At 57.8% G+C, this 20,920-nt stretch carries 21 protein-coding genes; 14 read left to right on the top strand and 7 right to left on the bottom strand.

Annotation, left to right across the window (positions count from 1 at the left end; translation table 11 throughout):
• The first annotated feature begins 54 nt into the window (after positions 1-54).
• From rph to U5J94_RS04975, 3 genes are all read left to right on the top strand, one after another.
• Positions 55-771, top strand: a complete 717-nt coding sequence (gene rph, locus U5J94_RS04985; protein ID WP_322564539.1) for a ribonuclease PH — start codon at positions 55-57, stop codon at positions 769-771.
• A 2-nt stretch (positions 772-773) separates the two neighbouring features.
• Complete coding sequence (locus U5J94_RS04980) at positions 774-1,376, top strand: XTP/dITP diphosphatase (protein ID WP_322564538.1); 603 nt, start codon at positions 774-776, stop codon at positions 1,374-1,376.
• 466 nt (positions 1,377-1,842) lie between these two features.
• Entirely contained in the window at positions 1,843-2,481 is a 639-nt protein-coding gene (locus U5J94_RS04975; RefSeq protein WP_322564537.1) for an OmpW/AlkL family protein, read from the top strand.
• Between the two features lie 233 nt (positions 2,482-2,714).
• Here the strand turns inward: U5J94_RS04975 and U5J94_RS04970 are convergent, their stop codons facing one another.
• Entirely contained in the window at positions 2,715-5,453 is a 2,739-nt protein-coding gene (locus U5J94_RS04970) for an EAL domain-containing protein (RefSeq protein ID WP_322564536.1), read from the bottom strand.
• 119 nt (positions 5,454-5,572) lie between these two features.
• On the opposite strand from U5J94_RS04970, the gene hemW reads away from it, so the two are divergent.
• Genes hemW through U5J94_RS04945 form a run of 5 tightly spaced genes read left to right on the top strand, consistent with a single transcriptional unit; the run spans position 5,573 to position 8,420 of the window.
• Positions 5,573-6,727: a radical SAM family heme chaperone HemW gene (gene hemW, locus U5J94_RS04965; RefSeq protein ID WP_322564535.1), complete on the top strand. Its 1,155-nt coding sequence runs from the start codon at positions 5,573-5,575 to the stop codon at positions 6,725-6,727.
• A complete protein-coding gene (locus U5J94_RS04960) occupies positions 6,720-6,908 on the top strand; it encodes a CPXCG motif-containing cysteine-rich protein (protein WP_322564534.1) in 189 nt (62 codons plus the stop codon). Before hemW ends, U5J94_RS04960 begins: the two co-directional genes overlap by 8 nt.
• A complete protein-coding gene (locus U5J94_RS04955; RefSeq protein ID WP_322564533.1) occupies positions 6,901-7,155 on the top strand; it encodes a hypothetical protein in 255 nt (84 codons plus the stop codon). Before U5J94_RS04960 ends, U5J94_RS04955 begins: the two co-directional genes overlap by 8 nt.
• A 2-nt stretch (positions 7,156-7,157) precedes the next feature.
• Positions 7,158-7,520 (top strand): cupin domain-containing protein, encoded by a 363-nt coding sequence (locus U5J94_RS04950; protein WP_322564532.1) that lies wholly within the window; start codon positions 7,158-7,160, stop codon positions 7,518-7,520.
• A gap of 3 nt (positions 7,521-7,523) precedes the next feature.
• Positions 7,524-8,420 carry an ROK family protein gene (locus tag U5J94_RS04945; RefSeq protein ID WP_322564531.1) on the top strand — a complete coding sequence of 299 codons (897 nt, stop codon included), beginning with the start codon at positions 7,524-7,526 and terminating at the stop codon, positions 8,418-8,420.
• 179 nt (positions 8,421-8,599) lie between these two features.
• Here U5J94_RS04945 and U5J94_RS04940 read toward each other — a convergent pair whose 3' ends face one another.
• From U5J94_RS04940 to tsaD, 4 genes are all read right to left on the bottom strand, one after another.
• Positions 8,600-9,346: a DUF4197 domain-containing protein gene (locus U5J94_RS04940; protein ID WP_322564530.1), complete on the bottom strand. Its 747-nt coding sequence runs from the start codon at positions 9,344-9,346 to the stop codon at positions 8,600-8,602.
• 211 nt (positions 9,347-9,557) lie between these two features.
• Complete coding sequence (locus tag U5J94_RS04935; protein ID WP_322564529.1) at positions 9,558-9,845, bottom strand: GIY-YIG nuclease family protein; 288 nt, start codon at positions 9,843-9,845, stop codon at positions 9,558-9,560.
• A 222-nt stretch (positions 9,846-10,067) separates the two neighbouring features.
• Positions 10,068-10,760 (bottom strand): tRNA (guanosine(46)-N7)-methyltransferase TrmB, encoded by a 693-nt coding sequence (trmB, locus tag U5J94_RS04930; protein ID WP_322564528.1) that lies wholly within the window; start codon positions 10,758-10,760, stop codon positions 10,068-10,070.
• Positions 10,761-10,873: 113 nt separating this feature from the next.
• The gene (gene tsaD, locus U5J94_RS04925; RefSeq protein ID WP_322564527.1) at positions 10,874-11,887 is read right to left on the bottom strand and encodes a tRNA (adenosine(37)-N6)-threonylcarbamoyltransferase complex transferase subunit TsaD; all 1,014 of its coding nucleotides are present in this window, start codon (positions 11,885-11,887) and stop codon (positions 10,874-10,876) included.
• Between the two features lie 127 nt (positions 11,888-12,014).
• Here tsaD and rpsU point away from each other — a divergent pair, with 127 nt between their 5' ends.
• From rpsU to U5J94_RS04895, 6 genes are all read left to right on the top strand, one after another.
• The gene (gene rpsU, locus U5J94_RS04920; protein WP_134080617.1) at positions 12,015-12,230 is read left to right on the top strand and encodes a 30S ribosomal protein S21; all 216 of its coding nucleotides are present in this window, start codon (positions 12,015-12,017) and stop codon (positions 12,228-12,230) included.
• A 49-nt stretch (positions 12,231-12,279) separates the two neighbouring features.
• Complete coding sequence (locus U5J94_RS04915) at positions 12,280-12,732, top strand: GatB/YqeY domain-containing protein (protein ID WP_322564526.1); 453 nt, start codon at positions 12,280-12,282, stop codon at positions 12,730-12,732.
• 582 nt (positions 12,733-13,314) lie between these two features.
• Complete coding sequence (dnaG, locus tag U5J94_RS04910) at positions 13,315-15,114, top strand: DNA primase (protein WP_322564525.1); 1,800 nt, start codon at positions 13,315-13,317, stop codon at positions 15,112-15,114.
• Between the two features lie 176 nt (positions 15,115-15,290).
• Positions 15,291-17,105, top strand: coding sequence for an RNA polymerase sigma factor RpoD (rpoD, locus tag U5J94_RS04905; protein ID WP_416224191.1), 1,815 nt, complete (start codon positions 15,291-15,293; stop codon positions 17,103-17,105).
• Positions 17,106-17,598: 493 nt separating this feature from the next.
• Positions 17,599-18,090, top strand: a complete 492-nt coding sequence (locus U5J94_RS04900; protein WP_322564523.1) for a TlpA disulfide reductase family protein — start codon at positions 17,599-17,601, stop codon at positions 18,088-18,090.
• A gap of 182 nt (positions 18,091-18,272) precedes the next feature.
• Positions 18,273-18,878 (top strand): DUF4202 domain-containing protein, encoded by a 606-nt coding sequence (locus U5J94_RS04895; RefSeq protein WP_322564522.1) that lies wholly within the window; start codon positions 18,273-18,275, stop codon positions 18,876-18,878.
• Between the two features lie 262 nt (positions 18,879-19,140).
• Here the strand turns inward: U5J94_RS04895 and U5J94_RS04890 are convergent, their stop codons facing one another.
• Together U5J94_RS04890 and U5J94_RS04885 are read right to left on the bottom strand one after the other, a co-directional pair.
• Positions 19,141-19,914, bottom strand: coding sequence for an FAD-dependent oxidoreductase (locus U5J94_RS04890; protein WP_322564521.1), 774 nt, complete (start codon positions 19,912-19,914; stop codon positions 19,141-19,143).
• A gap of 249 nt (positions 19,915-20,163) precedes the next feature.
• Positions 20,164-20,898, bottom strand: a complete 735-nt coding sequence (locus U5J94_RS04885; protein ID WP_322564520.1) for a glutathione peroxidase — start codon at positions 20,896-20,898, stop codon at positions 20,164-20,166.
• Between the last annotated feature and the right edge of the window lie 22 nt (positions 20,899-20,920).

Here is a 20,920-nt window from a genome sequence, read left to right as displayed (position 1 = left end):
CCAGAGCCAGACGCGCTATACTGCCGCCTCATTCAAGCAAAGAGATTCCAGATTATGCGACCCAGCGGCCGAGCTCCCGATCAGTTACGCGATATCAAGATTACCCGTCATTACACCAAACATGCCGAGGGCTCGGTGCTGATCGAGTTTGGTGACACCAAGGTGATCTGTACCGCCAGTGTCGAGGATCGGGTGCCGGGCTTTTTGCGCGGCCAGGGCCAGGGCTGGATTACCGCCGAATACGGCATGCTGCCCCGTTCCACCGGCAGCCGCATGGGCCGCGAAGCGGCGCGCGGCAAGCAGGGCGGGCGCACGGTGGAAATTCAACGGCTGATCGGCCGCTCGCTGCGCGCCGCCGTGGATCTCAAGGCGCTGGGCGAATTTTCCATCACCGTCGATTGCGACGTGATCCAGGCCGACGGCGGCACCCGGACCGCCTCGATCACCGGCGGCTACGTGGCCCTGGCCGATGCGATCAACCATATGCTGGACACCAAACGGATCCAAAAAGATCCGTTAATCAATCATGTCGCCTCCATTTCTGTTGGCGTCTACCAGGGCACGCCGGTCATGGATCTCGATTACCCCGAGGACTCCAATTGTGAAACCGACATGAACCTGGTGATGACCGACGAAGGCAAGTTCATCGAGATCCAGGGCACCGCCGAAGGCGTGCCTTTCTCGCCGCAGGAGTTGCAGGCCATGCTGGATCTCGGCAAACAGGCCATCGATCAGCTGATCGACAAACAGCGCGAAGCACTGGGTGCCTGAGTATGCAGCGCCTCGTGCTGGCCAGTAACAATCCCGGCAAGGTGCGCGAGATCGACCAGATGCTGGCCGGGGTCGACATGCAGGTGCTGCCCCAGTCCGAGTTCAACGCCGGCGATGTGGACGAGACCGGTCTGACCTTTGTCGAAAATGCGATCCTCAAGGCCCGCAACGCCGCGCACCACTCAGGGCTGCCGGCCATCGCCGACGACTCGGGCCTGGAGGTGGACGCCCTTAACGGCGCACCCGGTATCTATTCCGCCCGCTATGCCGGTCCCGGCGCCAGTGACGCGCAGAACCTGCAAAAACTGCTGACGGATTTAGCCGATGTCCCCGACGCCGACCGCAGCGCCCGTTTTCAGTGCCTGCTGGTCTACATGCGCCACGCCAACGATCCCACGCCCCTGATCTGTCAGGGCTCCTGGGAAGGCGTCATCACCCGTGAACCGCAGGGCGACAACGGCTTCGGTTACGACCCGGTGTTTTATGTCCCGGACCACCACTGCACCTCGGCCCAGCTGCCCGCCGAAACCAAGAACCAGCTCAGCCACCGCGGCCAGGCCCTGCGCAAACTCGTTACCGCGCTCTCGCGCGGCAACAGGGGCTAGTTTCTGGCGGCTGGTGACTGGTGCCTCAATCAGGTTACGTGAAACGCTACCTGACATTCTCTCTATCGGGTAGATGTCACGCAGGCTACCTGCCAGCGTGACCTGCGCCTGATTGAACACCCTCGCGGCGTAGCCGCTCCTACAGCTACCAACTGCAAACTGCGACTGCCAACTTTCTTTTAGCCTGGTAGGCCCGATAGAGCAAAGCGGTATCGGGCATCCCCGGATTGCCGGACACCGCCTTCGCTCTGTCCGACCTACTCCCTGCCGACTTTCTCCCACTCAGCACTCAGCACTCAGCACTCAGCACTCAGCACTCAGCACTCAGGTAGTTTGATCCAGATCAATGTTTTGTCTCTCACTTTTCATTCATGTGACACAACCTGATCCAGATCAATACCCCTTTCCCCGCCTCTGTCACAGTCCTTATCAACAACGGCTTTTCACGACGAGATGAGGCATTATCATGAATTACAAAGCACTGTTATCAACTATTGCCGCCACCACAGCACTGGGACTGGCCAGCCAGCCGGCGACCGCGCTGGAAAAAGGCGATCTGTTACTGCGTTTTGGCGTGGTCAACGTCAGTCCCAACGACGGCAGCGACGCCTCGGGGTCCCTTGGACTCGGGGCTGATGACATCGGTGTCGACGACGATACCCAGCTGTATATCAACGCCACCTGGATGTTCCGCGACAATCTGGGGCTGGACATCCTGGGTGCCACCCCGTTCACCCACGACATCACCCTGGACGGAGCCGGTAAAGTCGGGGAAACCAAACATCTGCCGCCCACGGTCGGTCTGCAATACCACTTCAGCCCGCAAGATAATGTTCGTCCCTATGTCGGCGCCGGTATCAACTACACCACCTTCTTCAGCGAGGAAACCACGGGCGCCCTGGCGGGGACCGATATGAGCCTGGATGACTCCCTGGGACTGGCCGTCCAGGCCGGTGTCGATGTCGACATCAACGACGACTGGTTCTTCAACGCCGATCTGCGTTATATGAACATCGAAACCACGGCAACCATTGACGGTGCAGGCAGCGTCGATGTGCAGATTAATCCCTGGGTGTTCGGCCTGGGCGTGGGTACGCGCTTCTAAAAATACAGGGCCGAGTGACGAGGGACGAGTCACAAGCCCACCCCCCCCCTACTACCGGAACTTCAGGTTGAACAACCCGAAGTTCCGGTGTTTTTATTTCCTCGTAACTCGTACCTCGTCACTTCCCGGCGGGTTTGGCTTACAATAACCCTATGCTCCACTTCACCATGCTGCTCTGTTCTCGTTGTAAATCCATTTTCCGTACCGGGAGATGGGGGCTTTCGACTCTCTTTTTATCTCACCTGACGGGCGAGGGAGGGCAATGAACTGTTACTTGCCACAAACTTCTCCAGTTCTATGGGCTTGCTGATGAAATAGCCCTGCGCATAATCCACGCCAAAGTCCTTGACGATATTGAATATCTCTTCCGAGCAGACAAATTCCGCCACCACCTGCTTGCCAAGACTGTGCGCGACATCCACCATCGAGCGGACCATCACCCGATCTTCCTCACTATTGGGCAGGTTACGAATAAACGAGCCATCTATTTTCAGAATATCCACCGGAAAATTTCGCAAATAGGTAAATGAGGATAAGCCAGTTCCAAAATCATCCAGCGCGATCCGACAACCAAGTGCTTTAATGGAATCGATAAACGAACGCGCCGTGCTGATACTATGCAGCGACGCCGTCTCGGTAATTTCAAAAACCAGATGCCCCGGATCCAGTTGCTGTTCCTCAAACAGCCCTTCCAGCCACTCGAACAACTCGGGATCGCCGATATTTGCGCCGCTCAGATTGATGGAAATGGAAATACCAGAGCCTATGGCGTCATGGCCTGCCAAATGAGTGATGGCCAGCTCCATAACCCGCCGATCAATTTGTTTGATCGAGCCATAGCGCTCTGCCACGGGGATAAACTCCCCCGGCAAAATAATCTTGTCATCCGCGCCTTTATATCGCACCAGAGCCTCGTAGTGAGTCACCTTCCCGGACTGTATTTCAAGGATGGGTTGAAACAGCAGGAAAAACCGATTCTCCCTGATACCCGGAATAATCCTGTCAGCCCAGGCCTCACTGGCCCTTTCTCCTTCGTCATCTTCTTTCACATAAAAATGAATACGTTTCCGACTGTTGGCTTTGGCACTGCGCAGGGCGGCTTCCGAACGTGCCAGTAACTCGGCCGGCGTAGTGCCATGCTCAGGATAGATTGCCACCCCGATTTTGCAGGTAACATTGATATAGTTCTGGTTTACCTCGAAGGGTTTCGCCTCGATAGCGTAAATAATTCTTTTACCGGCATAAACCGCGCCTGTTTGATCAGTTTCCGGTAATATCACCACAAACCGGTTCCCCCCTGCCCGGACAAGCAGGTTATCGTCATAAACAACCGCCAAATCGCTGATTCTTATTAGCTCGCCGAGGCGTTTCGCAAACTGGATGAGCACCTCGTCACCACCTGCACGCCCATAGGTATTGTTAATGGCATGCATCCGATCAATATCAATGTGCAAACAGGACAAACTCCGGCCATGGCGTTTTGATTGTGACAACAGGTTTTCCAGAATGACCGAGAACCCGTTTTGATTAATCAACCCGGTCATGGGATCATGCGTCACATAAAAATCCGCCAGTTGTTGGGCCTCACGCAGCTGGCTGACGTCCTGGACCGTACAGATAAAATACTGAACTCCTTCAACCCGGGTCACATCCAATGCGATCCTGACGGATCGGAGTCGGCCATCGTCAGACTTGATCCGATACTCTCTGAATTGCTCCTCAATGTTCCGGTTTTTCCTTGCCTGCGCTTCGCTATCAAAAGATTCGAGGGTTTTACTGAATTCATTGGCTTCCACTTCCGGCATCAGGCTGGCAATACTGTATTCAACCAGGCTGGCTTTATTCCGCCCGAAAATTTCCTCCGCCGCCTTGTTAGCGGTCAACACCATGCCATTGCGATTCAGTGTCAGAATCCCTTCGGCGGAGATATCCAGCACGGTATTAATGAACGCATTGGTTGACTCCAGCGCCTTGTTTATTCGTCGTAACACATTGAACCGGAAGTAGCCATAAGCCAGCAGGCCCATGACCACCAGCGCCAGGACCAGATAGGTCACACGCCGATGGTCCCAGAACACCGTCTCCGGATGCCAGCGCGAATAGATTGTCCCGTAGGTCTTCGACGCCAGGACTTCCTGCAATGCCCGGTCCAGCTTTTCTGCCAGTTCAGGTTGTTGTTTGTTCACGGCGATAGCCCGGGGTATTTCGCGCAGCGGCTCACCGATCGCCTGTATCTGGCCTTTTAGCCGCAGATTCCTGGCAAGGTATTTTGCGAGGGGTGTCGGATAGATGATCGCATCGATCTTGTTTGTTGCCAGATCCAGCAAGGCATCCGCCAGATGCGGATATTCACGGCTTCTGATTGCCGGCTCTTGATTTAAAATATTGACCCCGACATTATCCCGCACCACACCGACAATGTATCGGGAGCCCCTCAAATCATCTAACTGATCGAATAGCCCCTTGTCCTCCAGCACCAGTAACGAGACGGGTATCTTGTTGATCGGGCGGGTGAAGTTAACGAAGGCTTTTCGTTTCTCGGTGATCCCCAGATTGGGAATGATATCCGCCTGGCCGCTTTTCAGCTGCGCGAAGGCCGCGTCCCAGGAGGCGACCGGAACATATTCAACCGTCACCCCGGCCCGCGAGGCCACCTCCTCCATGATTTCGATACCAAAACCCGTAGGCAAACTGTTGACCGTGATGCTGTAGATCGGCGCAAAGCGTTCAGGAAATACGGCAACAACCGTCTGCCTGGCATCCACGGGACGGTCCTCATCAAGCTCGGCGCTAATGCCGGTTTGCCAGGTCAAAGCCAGAAGCAGGCAGGCGAGGTGTTGGCGTGAGCATCGTCCCATATTAATGATTTGGTATCCTTTCTCCCTACTCCAATCAATTATATCGTCAAGCCACTGAATTTCATTAACTTTAGTGCCCGATATATTCGCCGCGTCGATCTGGCCGATCCCCACAGCCCTTCCGGATCTGATAATACAAGGGGGTTAAATGGCGCGCATCCGCGCATACTTCTGCTACTCTAGCAGCGTTCCCGGTGCTCTCAAGGCCCTGATTCGCAGGTTGTTCCCGTTCTATGTTTGTTTTTCGCTCACTGCCCCCGCTGTCACTCTACATCCACTTCCCGTGGTGCATCCGCAAATGCCCCTATTGCGATTTCAACTCCCACGCCCTGAGCGAGGCGTTACCGGAACAGGCTTACATCGATACCCTGGTGCGGGATCTGGAACAGGATCTGCCGTTGATCTGGGGCCGGCGGGTCAACACCATCTTCATGGGCGGCGGCACGCCCAGCCTGTTTTCGCCCGAAGCCCTGGAACGCCTGCTGGGGGAACTGCGCGCCCGGCTGAACCTGGCGGCGGATATCGAGATCACCCTGGAGGCCAACCCGGGCTCGGTGGAGGCCGACAAGTTTGCCGAATTTCGTGCCGCGGGTATCAACCGGCTCTCCATCGGCATCCAGAGTTTCGACAACACGCAATTAGAGGCCCTGGGTCGCATCCATGATCGCCGGCAGGCGTTTGCCGCCGCCGAAGCCGCCCACCGGGCCGGGCTGGACAACTTCAACCTGGATCTGATGTTCGCCCTGCCACGACAGAGCGTGGACGGGGCACTGGCCGATCTGCACAACGCCCTGTCGCTGGAGCCGGCGCACCTCTCCTATTACCAGCTGACCCTGGAACCCAATACCTGGTTTTACCATCATCCTCCGCCGTTGCCCGACGAGGATATCGCCTGGCAAATGCAGTCCCGCGCCCAGGCGACCCTGAGCGAACACGGTTATGCCCAGTACGAAGTCTCGGCCTATGCCCGGCCCGGCCAGCAATGCCGGCATAACCGTAACTACTGGGAGTTCGGCGATTACCTGGGCATCGGCGCCGGTGCCCACGACAAGCTCAGCGACGTGACCGCCGGGCGTATCCTGCGCCGCAGCAAGCAGCGCAACCCGCAGGATTATCTCCAGGCCCGGGATTTCGTCCAGCGCCAGGCGCAACCCAACGAGGCCGACAGCGTGTTCGAATTCATGCTCAATGCCCTGCGCCTGAACGACGGTTTTGATCTTGATCTGTTCGAAGCGCATACCGGTCTGACGCGCGAGCGCCTCGCCGGGCCGCTGCAACAGGCCCGCGAGGACGGCTTGATTGAGGCCGATACGGCCCATATACAAACCACCGAACGAGGCAAACAGTACCTGAACGATCTGATAGAGCGCTTTTTACCCGATGATTGATGAAATCCGAGTCAGCTGTCCGTATTGCGGCGAAACCTTTACCACCGTGGTAGACTATTCGGCCGGCCCCCAGGAATACGTGGAGGACTGTTATGTCTGTTGTCGCCCCATTCAGTTCAGGGTTATGGTGGATATGAACGGCGAACTGAGCGATGTGATCACGCAGCAGGACAATGAGTAACGACCACGACGATCCGTACCAGGCCATCCCCTGCGCCGACTACAGCCACTACGAGCTGTGGATCATGCAGGGCCGCCGCCTGCAGCTGGCCTGGCGGGACGAGCACGGTCAGGACCATATCGGCATCCTGCAACCGCTGGATCTGTTAACCCGGGACAAGCAGGAATTTCTGATCGCCCGACTCGCCGATCACAACATCCCCATCCAGATTCGCCTGGATCGGATTATTCGTTGCAAACCGGAGTGAGCATGGCCCATAGCCGCGATCGTGACATCGACACCTACACCACCAAAGACGGTTCGCAAATTCGTGAGCTGATGCATCCGGCCGTGCACGGTAACCGCAACCAGAGCCTGGCCGAAGCGATCGTTCCCCCCGGGGAGATCACCCAGCTGCACCGTCACGGACACAGCGAAGAGCTCTATCACATTACGCAGGGCCGCGGCTGGATGACCCTGGGCGAGCAGGAGTTCGAAGTGAACCTCGGTGATACCGTGGCCATCGCCCCCGGCACCCCGCATCGGATCAAAAACACGGGTGACGAACCGCTGCATATCCTCTGCAGCTGTTCGCCGCCCTACGCCCACGACGACACCGAACTACTGGAGTAAATTATGCGCATCGGAATCGATCTCGGTGGCACCAAGATCGAAGGCATCGCCCTGGATGATCAGGGCAACGAGCTGCTGCGCAAGCGGGTCGATACGCCCAGGGGCGATTATCCCGCTACCCTGCAGGCCGTCACCGATCTGGTGCACGACCTCGAAGCCGAAACAGAACAACGCGCAACAGTCGGCATGGGCATTCCCGGCGCCATCTCACCGGCCACCGGTCGGGTCAAGAACGCCAACTCCACCTGGCTGATCGGCCAGCCGTTACAAATAGATCTGCAAGACAAACTCGGGCGCGAACTGAAGATCGAAAACGACGCTAACTGTTTCATCACCTCCGAAGCTACCGACGGCGCTGCCGCCGGCGCCGAGATCGTCTTCGGTGTCATCGTCGGTACCGGAACCGGCGGCGGCGTCTACGTGCGCGGTCACTCTATCGTTGGCCGCAACGCCATCGCCGGCGAATGGGGTCACAACCCCCTGCCCTGGCCCAAAGAAGACGAATACCCCGGCCGCGACTGCTACTGCGGTCGCAAGGGCTGCATCGAAACCTGGCTCTCCGGCCCCGGCTTCGCCTACGACCACCGCATGAGTACCGGCCAGGACCACACGCCCAACGAGATCGTTAAACTGGCACAGGAAGGCGACAACTTCGCCGAAGCTTCACTGGAACGCTACGAAGAACGCATGGCCAAGAGCCTGGCCTCGGTCATTAACATACTCGATCCGGATGTCATCGTGCTGGGCGGCGGCATGTCCAACATCCAGCGCCTGTATGACAACGTGCCCAAGCTCTGGAACCCCTACGTCTTCTCCGATCGGGTCGACACCCAACTGGTGCCGCCGAAACACGGCGACTCCAGCGGTGTCAGGGGGGCGGCATGGTTGTGGCCGCAATGATAAAAAAGTAGGCAGTTGGCAGTCGTCAGATGGCAGGATTTTAAAAATCTTAACCACGAAGGCACGAAGAAAAACAAATTCATTACTTCGAGACTTCGTGTCTTCGTGGTAAAAAAGCAGCGGTATCGGTTTTTTCTCGGACAAGCGCCTTTTGAATACCCGCACCTGGATACCAGTACCTAGCGCCGGTTCGAAGGACCAAAGACGCGCTGCAGGATTTCGGTGGTGCGTTTGGCCGGGTCCTGGCGAATGGCGGCTTCTTCCTTTGCCAGGTAATAGAACATCCCGTCGATCCCGTGCTGGATCACATAGCCGCCCAGATCAACATTGACTTCGGGCGCGAGCGGAATTGACCGGTACCGGTCCATCACCCGCTCATAAAGCTGCACCACACCCACCTGTGCCAGGCTGTCGTCGACGACCGAACGCATCAGGCGCTTGAGTTCGGGTGTCATTGCATTCTGAAAATATCGCGTGGCCGCATCGTCCGGGCCATTGTAGATCTGCTTGACGTCCTGCCAACTCATCTGCCGGATCGCGTCGATGAACAACTTTCTGGCTTTGGGTGCGGCCACTTCGGCCGCCCGATTCATTCCCTGTTCCAGCTCCGCCAGATAATGACCCAGACCAACTTTCGTCAACGTTTCCTGCACCGGCTGCAGTCTGGCCGGCAGCGGAATATGAATCGCCTCGTCCTGGTAATAACCGCCCTGGTGTCCCACCTGGTCGACCACCCGTTCGGTGCCGACTTTCAAGGCCTCTTTCAGACCGGCAGCGATCTCTTCTTCGGTCAACGGCCGGTATTGATTCAGCATATCCTCACCCTGCCTGAGCAGGTCGCCGTTACAGGCAGTTAAAAACAGGCTGCTCAATATCACGAAGATAAGTGATTTCAATATGCTTGAATCGTGCCGTTGTCTGTTCATTTTTATATTCTTTCTCGCTTCCAGGAGATTGCTTCGCTTCGCTCGCAATGACAGCTTGTCCGGTCCTGACTGGTACCGAGAGATTACTTCGCTTCGCTCGCAATGACAGCTTGTCCGGTCCTGACTGGTACCGAGAGATTACTTCGCTTCGCTCGCAATGACACACGGTTACATTGAGCACTTCATTTCTTGCTACCATTGCATGGCAGGCCTAAAGATCATAGTACAAATCATTCCAGCCTGGATTAAAACTGCGAATCAAGTCCAGCTTTTTCTGTCTGGAACCCGCTTTTATCTGCTTTTCTCTGGCTATAGCGTTTTCAGGATCAATCAATATTTCGTAATACACCAGTTTATCGACGTTGTATTTTCGGGTAAAACCCGGCTGGAGTTTCTCCTTGTGCTCGTACACCCGGCGTATCAGATTGTTGGTCACACCGGTATACAGGACAGTATTTGAACGATTGGTCAGGATATAGATGTAATATTGCCGTTCCATGGCAAGTCTCCAGATAAATAATTAATTGGATTTGGTTTATCTCCGAGAGATTGCTTCGCTCTGCTCGCAATGACAGTCACTTTTCCTGATTTTCGCTGGCATCTGGAGATTACTTCGCTGCGCTCGTAATGACGTCACTTTATTATAGGATCTCAACGACTGGTGTCATTGCGAGGAACAACGTGACGAAGCAATCTCTTCAATCAATACTCGATATTCCTGCTAATCCACTTTCTTGTAGATCAGATCCCACACACCATGCCCCAGACGCTGGCCGCGCTGTTCGAACCTGGTCAGGGGCCGGTAGTCCGGTCTTTTGGCATAGTGCCCGACGCCGGCGGTATTTTCAAAGCCTTCGGCCTGTTCCATCACTGCCTGTGCATGCCCGGCATAGTCTTCCCAGTCGGTCGCCATGTGAAACAGGCCCCCGGGTTTGAGTTTACGCCGCAGCAGTTGGGTAAAGGCGGGTTGCACGATGCGTCGCTTGTGGTGCTTTTTCTTGTGCCAGGGATCGGGGAAAAACAGATACACCGCATCCAGGCTGTGATCCGGGATCTGATCTTCCAGGACTTCTACGGCATCATGCTGGCTGACCCGCACGTTACTCAGGTCGTGTTGTTCGATCTGCAATAACAGGTTACCCACGCCGGGGCGGTGCACCTCGATACCGAAATAATCGTTCTCGGGATGATCCTGCGCCAGTTGCGCCAGCGCCCCGCCGTTGCCGAAACCGATCTCCAGGATACGCGGCGCCCGGCGGCCGAACAGCTCGTCCAGATCGAGTAACTGTGGTGTAAACGGCACGCCGTAACGGGGAAACAGTTCGTCCAGTGCCCGCTGCTGGCCTTTGGTCAGGCGACCCTCGCGGCGCACGAAGCTGCGGATGCGGCGGTAAAACGGTTTGCTTTCATTCATCAGTCATGACCATACACATGAAAAGAGCTCACCACCAAGACACCAAGGCACCAAGAAGAATGATATTTAAAAAAACTTGGTGTCTTGGTGTCTTGGTGGTGAGATTTTATTGTTTAGACTGCGTCGAGTTCCGCCAGCGACCAGCGGGCGCGGCCGGTGAATTCGAGGCTTTCGTGCTGGCCGGCGGCCAGGCGCTGGCAGCCGGCGAAGGCGATCATGGCGCCGTTGTCGGTGCAAAATTCCAGCCGCGGGTAATAGACCCGGGCACCTTCCTTGTCGGCCAGTTGATCGAGTTTCTCGCGCAGCTTGCGGTTGGCGCTGACCCCGCCGGCGATCACCAGCCGGGTGAGGCCGGTCGCCTGCAGGGCGCGGCGGCATTTGATGGCCAGGGTATCGACCACCGCCTCCTCGAAGGCGCGGGCGATGTCGGCTCTGGCCTGCGCGTCGCCTTCATACTTTTTATAGGTATTGAGAGTAAAGGTCTTGAGCCCGCTGAAGCTGAAATCGAGGCCGGGGCGGTCGGTCATCGGTCGCGGGAAGCGAAAACGGCCTGGGTCGCCCTGCTCGGCCAGTTTGGCCACCGCCGGGCCGCCGGGGTAGCCCAGGCCCAGCAGCTTGGCGGTCTTGTCGAAGGCCTCGCCGGCGGCGTCGTCCAGCGACTCGCCGAGCAACTGGTAGCGGCCGATCCCCTCGACCCGCACCAGCATGGTGTGGCCCCCGGAGACCAGCAGGGCGACGAAGGGGAATTCGGGGGGATCGGGCTCCAGCATCGGCGCCAGCAGGTGGCCCTCCATGTGGTGCACCCCGATGGCCGGCACGCCCCAGCCGTAGGCCAGGCTGCGGGCGATGCCCGCCCCCACCAGCAGTGCGCCCATCAGCCCCGGGCCGGCGGTGTAGGCGATGCCGTCGATGTCGCTTTTTTCACAACCAGAGTGAGTCATCACTTCGCGTATCAGGGGCAGCGTCTTGCGCACGTGATCCCGCGAGGCCAGCTCCGGCACCACCCCGCCGAACTCGGCGTGCAGCGCCACCTGGCTGTACAGGGCGTGGCCCAGCAGCCCGGCGTCGCTGTCGTAGATGGCGATCCCGGTTTCGTCGCAGGAGGTTTCGATGCCCAGTACCCGCATGGTGATTAGTCCTTAATAGCCTTGAAATTCACTGTGGCTGCGCGCATTTAGACTTTGCAATTGGCAGGGGCAGGTATTAAACTTGCGCGCTTTAACTTTTTCAACAATTTTATCGAGGTGATGCTGAATGCCTTCTGTACGTGTGAAGGAAAACGAACCTTTTGACGTCGCTCTGCGCCGTTTCAAGCGTTCCTGTGAGAAAGCCGGTGTCCTCTCTGAAGTTCGCCGTCGCGAATACTACGAGAAGCCGACCGCCGTGCGTAAGCGCAAGCTGGCTGCCGCGGTCAAGCGCCACCAGAAGAAACTGTCTCGCGAACGCTCCCGTCTGAAACGCCTGTATTGATCCCTCACTTACCGTCCGGTTTTCCGGGCGGGTTACCTGACAAACCGGTATGAGCGAACCATCTCTCAAGCAGCGCATCAATGACGACGTCAAGACAGCGATGCGCAACAAGGACAGGGAGCGCCTCGGCACCCTGCGCCTGATCACGGCGGCCATCAAGCAAAAGGAAGTCGACGAGCGCATCGAGCTCAATGACGATCAGATCCTCAATGTGCTGGAGAAGATGATCAAGCAGCACAAAGACTCCATCGAACAGTACGACAATGCCGGTCGCAGCGACCTGGCGGACAAGGAGAAGGCCGAACGGGTCGTCATCCAGGAATACATGCCCGCCCAGCTCTCCGAGACCGAAATCACCGCTCTGATCGACGACGCCATCAGCCAGACCGGCGCCAGCGAAATGAAAGAGATGGGCAAGGTCATGGGCCTGCTCAAACCCAAACTGGCCGGCCGCGCCGACATGGGCCAGGTTTCCGCGCTGATCAAAGCCAAACTTTCCTGAACGACCGCCTTCCCTGAACGACCGCTTTCCCTGTAGGAGCGGCTGCGCCGCGATAAGCAGCCCGGGTAAATCCCGCCATCGCGCTGGAAGCGCTCCTACAACACGCCGCCACCCCTTTTTCCCGACCAGGCGTAGGTTGCGCGCAGCGCTACCTGACATTCGCCGTATCGCCAGGGGTGTCACGCAGGCTAACGCCAGCGTGACCTGCAGGACTGTACGACCGCTTTCCCTGTAGGAGCGGCTACGCCGCGATAAGCGGCCCGGGCATATCTCGCCATCGCGCTGGAAGCGCTCCTACAGCAATCCGCCCCCTTTTTTCCGGTACCCGGGCGTAGGTTGCGCGCAGCGCTACCTGACATTCGCCGTATCGGCAGGGGTGTCACGCAGACTAACGCCAGCGTGACCTACCGAACTTTCCTGAACGACCGCTTTCCCTGTAGGAGCGGCTGCGCCGCGATAAGCCGACCCGGGTAAATCCCGCCATCGCGCTGGAAGCGCTCCTGCAGCAATCCGCCACCCCCCTTTACCTCGTCCCTCGTAACTCGTCCCTCGGCCCTGTGTCTGTGCTGTACAATCAGCAGCATGGCCTTGATCCCCCAATCCTTCATTGACGAGCTGATGAGCCGCATCGACATTGTCGATGTGATCGACGCGCGCGTGCCGCTGAAAAAGGCCGGCCACGAGTACAAGGCCTGCTGCCCGTTTCATAACGAGAAAACCCCCTCGTTCACCGTCAGCCAGAACAAGCAGTTCTATCACTGCTTCGGCTGCGGTGCCCACGGCACCGCCATCGGCTTTTTGATGGAATACGAGCATCTGGCCTTCCCCGAGGCGGTCGAGGAGCTGGCCCGCAATGCCGGGATGAACGTGCCCTACGAGGGCGGGCGCTCCACGGCGCAGGATCGCCAGGCCAGCCGCGATACGGACGATCTCTATGCCCTGATGCAGCAGGCGGATGACTATTATCGCCAGCAATTGCGCGACCACCCGCAGCGCCAGGCGGCAGTGGACTACCTCAAGGGCCGGGGCCTGAGCGGCCAGATCGCCGTCGAATTCGGTATCGGCTATGCTCCGCCGGGCTGGGACAATCTGCTGAAAAAACTCGGCACCGCCGCCGAACGCCAGAAACAGCTGGTCACCACCGGGATGCTGATCGAAAAAGACGAGGGCAAGCGCTACGACCGCTTTCGCCACCGCATCATGTTCCCTATCCGGGACCGGCGCGGACGCACCATCGCCTTCGGCGGCCGGGTCCTCTCTGACGAAGATTCACCGAAATATCTGAACTCGCCTGAAACCCCGCTATTTCACAAGGGCCGCGAGCTGTACGGCCTGTACGAGGCGCGCCAGGCGCTGCGCCAGATTCCCCGGCTGCTGGTGGTGGAAGGCTATATGGACGTGGTGTCGCTGGCCCAGTTCGATATCCGCTACGCGGTCGCCACCCTGGGCACGGCCACCACCGCCGATCACCTGCAACAGCTGTTCAAGGTCACGTCCGAGGTGGTGTTCTGCTTCGACGGCGATCGCGCCGGGCGCGACGCCGCCTGGCGGGCGATGGAAAACGCCCTGCCGGTGATGCGCGAGGGGCACCAGATCCGGTTCCTGTTCCTGCCCGAGGGCGAGGATCCCGACACGCTGGTACGCAGCGCCGGCAAGGCCGAATTCGAGCAGCTGATCCGCCGTGCCGCGCCCTTCTCCGACTACCTGTTCAACTCGCTGAGCACACAGAATGACACCGCCTCCATCGACGGCCGGGCCAATCTGGTGGAGCAGGCCCGGCCGCTGCTGGCCAGGCTGCCGCCGGGGGTTTACCGGCAGATGATGATCAGCCAGCTGGCGCAGCTGGCCCGGATCGACGAGAGCCGGATCGAAACCGCCCTCAACCAGACAAAAAGTCGGGGCAAACGCGGCACCGAGTCCGCCCCGGCCGCGCCGCCCCGCCGGGCGGCCCGCGGCGGCGGTCAGGAGCGGCAGACCTTCTCGCCGGTACGTCGCGCCCTGGCCCGGCTGCTGCACGACCCGGGCCTGGCCGCCGAGGCCGGGGATCCCCGGCGTTTCAGCCAGCTGGAGATGCCGGGGATCGATTTATTGATTGATCTGCTTGAAACTTTGCACCATCACCCCAATCTAACCACCAGCGCCCTGCTGGAACGCTGGCGCGAGTCGGAACACATCCGGCCCCTGGAAAAGCTGGCCGCCTGGCAGCCGGAAATTGACGACACCGCGAGCCTGAAACAGGAATTTACGGCCGCTATCGAGGCCCTGGATCGCCACCGGCTGGAGTCCCGCTACGACATGCTGATGGCCAAGTCCAACCACGGTAACCTCTCGCCGGAGGAGAAGGTCGAAATCCGGCAACTGTCCAGCCAGCTGTTCCACTGATGTCTTTTTCAGAAAAAAATTAAATAAATCGGGGGGCTGTGCCGTCATATAGGGGCAGCCACCTTATGTAAACCTGTCCCGATTACCTGGAAAATCGGGCAAATTAGTGTAAAATTGGATGGTTTTACGCTGCTATTTTGGGATCTGACTAAATGAAGCCTGCAAAAGCCGAAGCGATGGATTTAACTCAACAGCAATCTCAGCTCAAGTCGTTGATTGCCAAGGGTAAAGAACAGGGTTTTCTGACCTATGCCGAGGTCAACGACCACCTGCCCGATGATATTGTCGACCCCGAGCAGATCGAAGATATCGTTGCCATGATCAACGATATGGGTATCGTCGTCTACGAGGCAGCCCCCGACGCGGATACCATTCTGGAGACCACCACCGAGGTGGACGAAGACGCCGCCGAAGAGGCCGCCGCCGCGCTGGCATCGGTCGACAGCGAGTTCGGTCGCACCACCGATCCCGTGCGCATGTACATGCGCGAGATGGGTGCGGTGGAACTGCTGACCCGCGCCGGCGAAATCGAGATCGCCAAGCGCATCGAAGACGGCCTCAACCAGATGCTCTCCGCGCTGACCATGTACCCCGAAACCGCCAGCCAGTTGCTGCTGCTGTGGGACCGGGTCGACGCCGGCGAAATGAAACTGACCGATCTGATTACCGACTTTATCGATCCCAATGCGCCGGATGAAATTCCGACCCATACCCCGGTCGACGCCAACGCCGCCGCGACCGAGAGCGACGATGATGATGCCGAGGAAGTCGATACCGGCCCGGATCCCGAAGAGGCGCGTCAGCGTTTCGAGAACATTCGCAAGATCCATAAGAAGCTGGTGACCTCGACCCGCAAATACGGCCATCGCGACAAGAAAACCGCCAGGCATCGCGACGAGCTGGTCGAACAGGTCATGCAGCTCAAACTGACCCAGAAGGTCGTGGACAGCCTGGTTCTGGCCATGCGCGAACTGATCGATCGTATTCGCAGCCATGAAAAAGTCATCATGGACATCTGCGTGGATCGCGCACACATGCCGCGCAAGGAATTCATCACCTCGTTCCCCGAGAATGAAGCCAAGCCCGAGTGGCTGGAACAACAGATTGAAGCCGACACCAAATACTCGCCGGTCCTGCTGGCGCACAAGGACGATATCCTGCGTGCCCAGCAAAAGCTCGCCTCCATCGAGGAGATCTGCGGCCTGACCATTTCCGAAGTCAAGGATATCAACCGCAAGATGTCCATTGGCGAAGCCAAGGCCCGCCGTGCCAAGAAAGAGATGGTTGAGGCCAACCTGCGCCTGGTGATCTCCATCGCCAAGAAGTACACCAACCGCGGGCTGCAGTTCCTGGATCTGATCCAGGAAGGCAACATCGGCCTGATGAAAGCGGTCGACAAATTCGAATACCGTCGCGGTTACAAGTTCTCGACCTACGCCACCTGGTGGATTCGTCAGGCCATCACCCGCTCCATCGCGGACCAGGCCCGCACCATTCGTATTCCGGTGCATATGATCGAAACCATCAACAAGCTCAACCGCATCTCGCGGCAGATGCTGCAGGAGATGGGCCGCGAACCGACGCCCGAAGAGCTGGCCGAACGCATGGAAATGCCCGAAGACAAGGTGCGCAAGGTGCTGAAGATCGCCAAGGAACCGATCTCCATGGAAACCCCGATCGGCGACGACGAGGATTCCCACCTGGGCGACTTCATCGAGGACCTCAACGTGTTGTCACCGATGGACCACGCCACCTCCAGTGGCCTGATGGAAACCGTGCAGGGTGTACTGGAAGGACTGACCGCGCGCGAGGCCAAAGTACTGCGCATGCGCTTCGGGATCGACATGAACACCGACCATACCCTGGAAGAGGTCGGCAAACAGTTCGATGTCACTCGTGAGCGCATTCGCCAGATCGAAGCCAAGGCACTGCGCAAACTGCGTCACCCGACCCGCTCGGATCACCTGCGCAGCTTCCTCGACTACGAATAAACCCGGCGAATGCCGTCACCAGAAAGGCCGTCCCGATACCCCGGGCGGCCTTTTTTCGTTATACTTCCAGTCTTATTGGGCCTGTAGCTCAGTTGGTTAGAGCAGGGGACTCATCAAAAAGGTGCGTTCATGCCGAAAGGCATGAAATGAACGGGATGAATTCAGGGGAACCTTACAGCCACGCCGGTGGGACTGATGGCAACCCTGAGCCAAGCCGGCGGTACACCGCCGGAAGGTGCAGAGACTACCTGGGAGCGGGTTCCTCGGAACCGAGTGCTCTTAATAACAGGCTTCGAGCGTCCCGCACCCTAACGAGCTATTCAATAGCTGTCGAGGGTGATGAGATAGTCCGCACGCGATAGAAATATCGTGAGATTGTGAATCCCTTGGTCCCAGGTTCGAGTCCTGGCGGGCCCACCATAAATACAGTGACGAGGTACGAGGGGCGAGTTACGAGGAAAACAACTTGCCCCGGACATTCCGGAGTACAAATATGACTTTGTTACCTCGCTCTCTCCTTTCCATTTTTCTTCTTTTTATATCCTGCACTTCGTCATATGCCGAAACGGGGCACCGGGTCGGGCAGACGGCGCCGGGGTTTGAACTGACCAGTCTTGAAGGTGACAAGGTCTCGCTGGACTCCCTGACACAGCAGGGGCATGTGCTGCTGGTGTTCTGGGCGACCGAATGTGTTTACTGCTATGCGCATATTTCCGACTTCAACGCGCTGCACGATCAATATCATGACCGTGGCCTGACGGTGGCGGCGATCAATATCGCCGGCGAGTATGCGCAGGAAGTACGTGAATATGCGCAGAGCAACGGTCTCAAATATCTCGTGCTGGCCGATCGTCTCGATAACCTTGATGTCGCCGAGGACTATCATGTCGTCGGCACCCCGACACTCGTGCTGGTCAGCCCTGACAACCGGGTGCTTTTCTACGGCCATAACCTCCCCGACATCAGCAAATGGCTGAAAGACTGATCCGGAAACTGGTATAGTTGGACTTTCGGGTCACTATAAAGAAGTATTTCTGACTCCACATTACCGGCGTTAACCGTTCTGTTGCCCTCTGGCGCTGGTGCCAGCGCCAATGCCGTAACCGTTTAACTGCCAGTATCGTTTCTAACCGGCTATGAACAACCTGTATTTAACGGAGGCATGTTATGTCGCAATCGCTGTATGAGAAGGCTGTCGAACTGATCGATAATGCCAACCGTGAAGATCCCAACATGGAGTCCGATGGTGAAAAGGAGTGGCCAAAAGAATTGCTCTATTCCCACCGCATGAGCGACATGCAGGAACGTTATGCCCCCGATGCCGATGATGCCCCGAAACTGGCGATTCGCGCCCAGCATATCCAGCGCTGGAAATCACCGCGCGACGCCTATCCCATGGATCGCAAGGGCTATCTCAAATGGCGCAGTGACCTGTACAAGTTCCACGCCGAAACCGCCGGCGAACTGTTGGCCCAGGCCGGCTATGATGAAGAATTTATCGAACGGGTCAAAAAAGCCGTCGCCAAGCGCGGCCTGAAAAGCAACCCCGATACCCAGTTACTCGAAGATGTCACCGATCTGGTGTTTATCGAGCATTACATGCTGGCGTTCGCCAACAAGCACCCGGAATACTCCGAAGAGAAGTGGATCGACATCATCCGCAAGACCTGGAACAAGATGTCACCCGAGGCGCAACAGTTCGCTCTGGCCGGGAATATCCAACTGCCCGAGCCGCTGGTGCCCTTGATCCAGAAGGCCGTGGCTGGCGACTAAATAAAGAATAACCACCAAGACGCGAAGACACCAAGATATAGATTTTTCACGCTTCGTGTCCTAGTGACTCACATTTAGGGATAGGGTGCGTTCTACGCACCATTATCCGGGTATCCAGGATGCGGTGCGCAGGACGCACCCTGCCCAACTAAATAACCATTTCACAATCGTGCGCGACGATGCAGGTCAGGTTGCGCATCGCGCTACCTGACATTGGGTTAAAAGAACCAGGGGTGATGTACACCCCTGTAAGACAGGTCAATTAGCTTACGGCCTTCCACTCGTTGCCGGCATCCACGTCATGCGTTTTATCTTCTATGTCATGACTTGACTCCGGCTGCCTGAGCGTCACCAGCTCCTCGCTGCTGGTCGGGTGAATGGTGATGGTGCTGTCGAAGTCGGCCCTGGTGGCTTTCATTTTCACCGCCACCGCAAAGCCCTGCAGCATCTCGTCCACGCCGTCGCCGATCAGGTGGATCCCGACTACCTGCTCGTCCTTGCCGGCGCAGACCAGTTTCATAGCCGTGGCCGTACCGTGGTCATTCAGCGCGTAACGCATCAGTGTGAACCCGGTTTTATACACCGTCACTTCGCAACCATAACGCTCGCGCGCCTGGGCTTCGGTGAGCCCGACCGCGCCGATCGGTGGATGGGCAAACACCACACTGGGGATGTTGTCGTACTCCACCCGGCTGAACGGCTTGTGATTGAACAGCCGCTCGGCCAGTCGCCGTCCGGCCGCGATCGCTACCGGCGTCAGTGGTATTTTGCCGGTAATGTCGCCGATGGCATAGATCCCCGGCACACTGGTGTTCTGAAAATTATCCACCGGCACGATGCCGTTGCGCGCCATGGTCACCCCGGCGGCTTCCAGGTTCAGTTCACGGGTATTGGGCGCGCGGCCCACGGCCCAGATCACCGTATCGAACGCGGCCAGGCTGCGACCGTCCTTGCCGCCGATCACGACCCCTTCGGCACTGTCGGACAGGGCCGAGACCTGAAAGCCGGTCTGCACATGAATACCCTGCTTGTGCATCTCGTTTTCCAGTAGTCATTGATATTGCGAATATACCGATCGCGGCCGGCCACAGCCAGGCCGCCACTGCCGCCGCCGATTACGATTAAGTCATAATGCATGGCACATCCTTTAAATATCGTCGTTAAATTGAAACCTTATTACGCGTAACGCGTCTCTGCAGACCGATACTGGTCCGAGGTACGAGTGACGAGGGCCGGAGGTTTTAGCCCTCGTACCTCGTCCCTCGTTACTTGGCCCTGCGCAGCGTTACGCTGCGCGTAGGTATGCTTCCAGCGCTTCGGAGCCGCCGATGCGTTCACCGTTGATGAACACCTGTGGCACGGTCGCTTCACCGGAAACCGCGCGGATGGTGCCTTCGCTGAAGTCGCGGTTGAGGACCAGTTCCTCGAAGTCGATGCCGGCATCGCGCAGCATGCCCTTGGCGCGAACACAGTAGGGGCAGCCTTCACGGCTGAACACGGTCACATTCAGCGGCTTGCTGGCATTCGGCGCGATGTATTCGAGCATGGTATCGGCATCGGAGACCTCGAAGGGATCGCCCGGCACGTCCGGCTCGATGAACATCTTGTCGATCACGCCGTCCTTGACCAGCATGGAATAACGCCAGGAGCGTTCACCGAAACCCAGGTCGCTCTTGGGTACCAGCATGCCCATGCCACGGGTGAAGTCGCCGTTACCGTCGGGCAGGAATGTCACATTGCTGGCATTCTGCTCCTTCTTCCATTCGTTCATGACGAAGGCATCGTTAACCGACACGCAGATCACATCGTCCACGCCCTGTTCTTTCAGTGCGGGGGTCAACTGGTTGTAGCGCGGCACATGGGTGGAGGAACAGGTCGGGGTAAAGGCGCCCGGCAGTGCGAAGACCACCACGGTCTTGCCCTTGAAGATATCGTCACTGCTGACATCGACCCATTCATGATCCCGACGGGTACGGAAAGTCACCTGCGGAATGTTCTGACCTTCTTTGTTCTCTAACATAGGTATTGCTCCTTCTGTTTCA

The sequence above is a fragment of the Thiohalophilus sp. genome, assembly GCF_034522235.1.
GTDB lineage: Bacteria > Pseudomonadota > Gammaproteobacteria > UBA6429 > Thiohalophilaceae > Thiohalophilus.
This window is presented reverse-complemented; position numbering and strand designations above follow the sequence as displayed.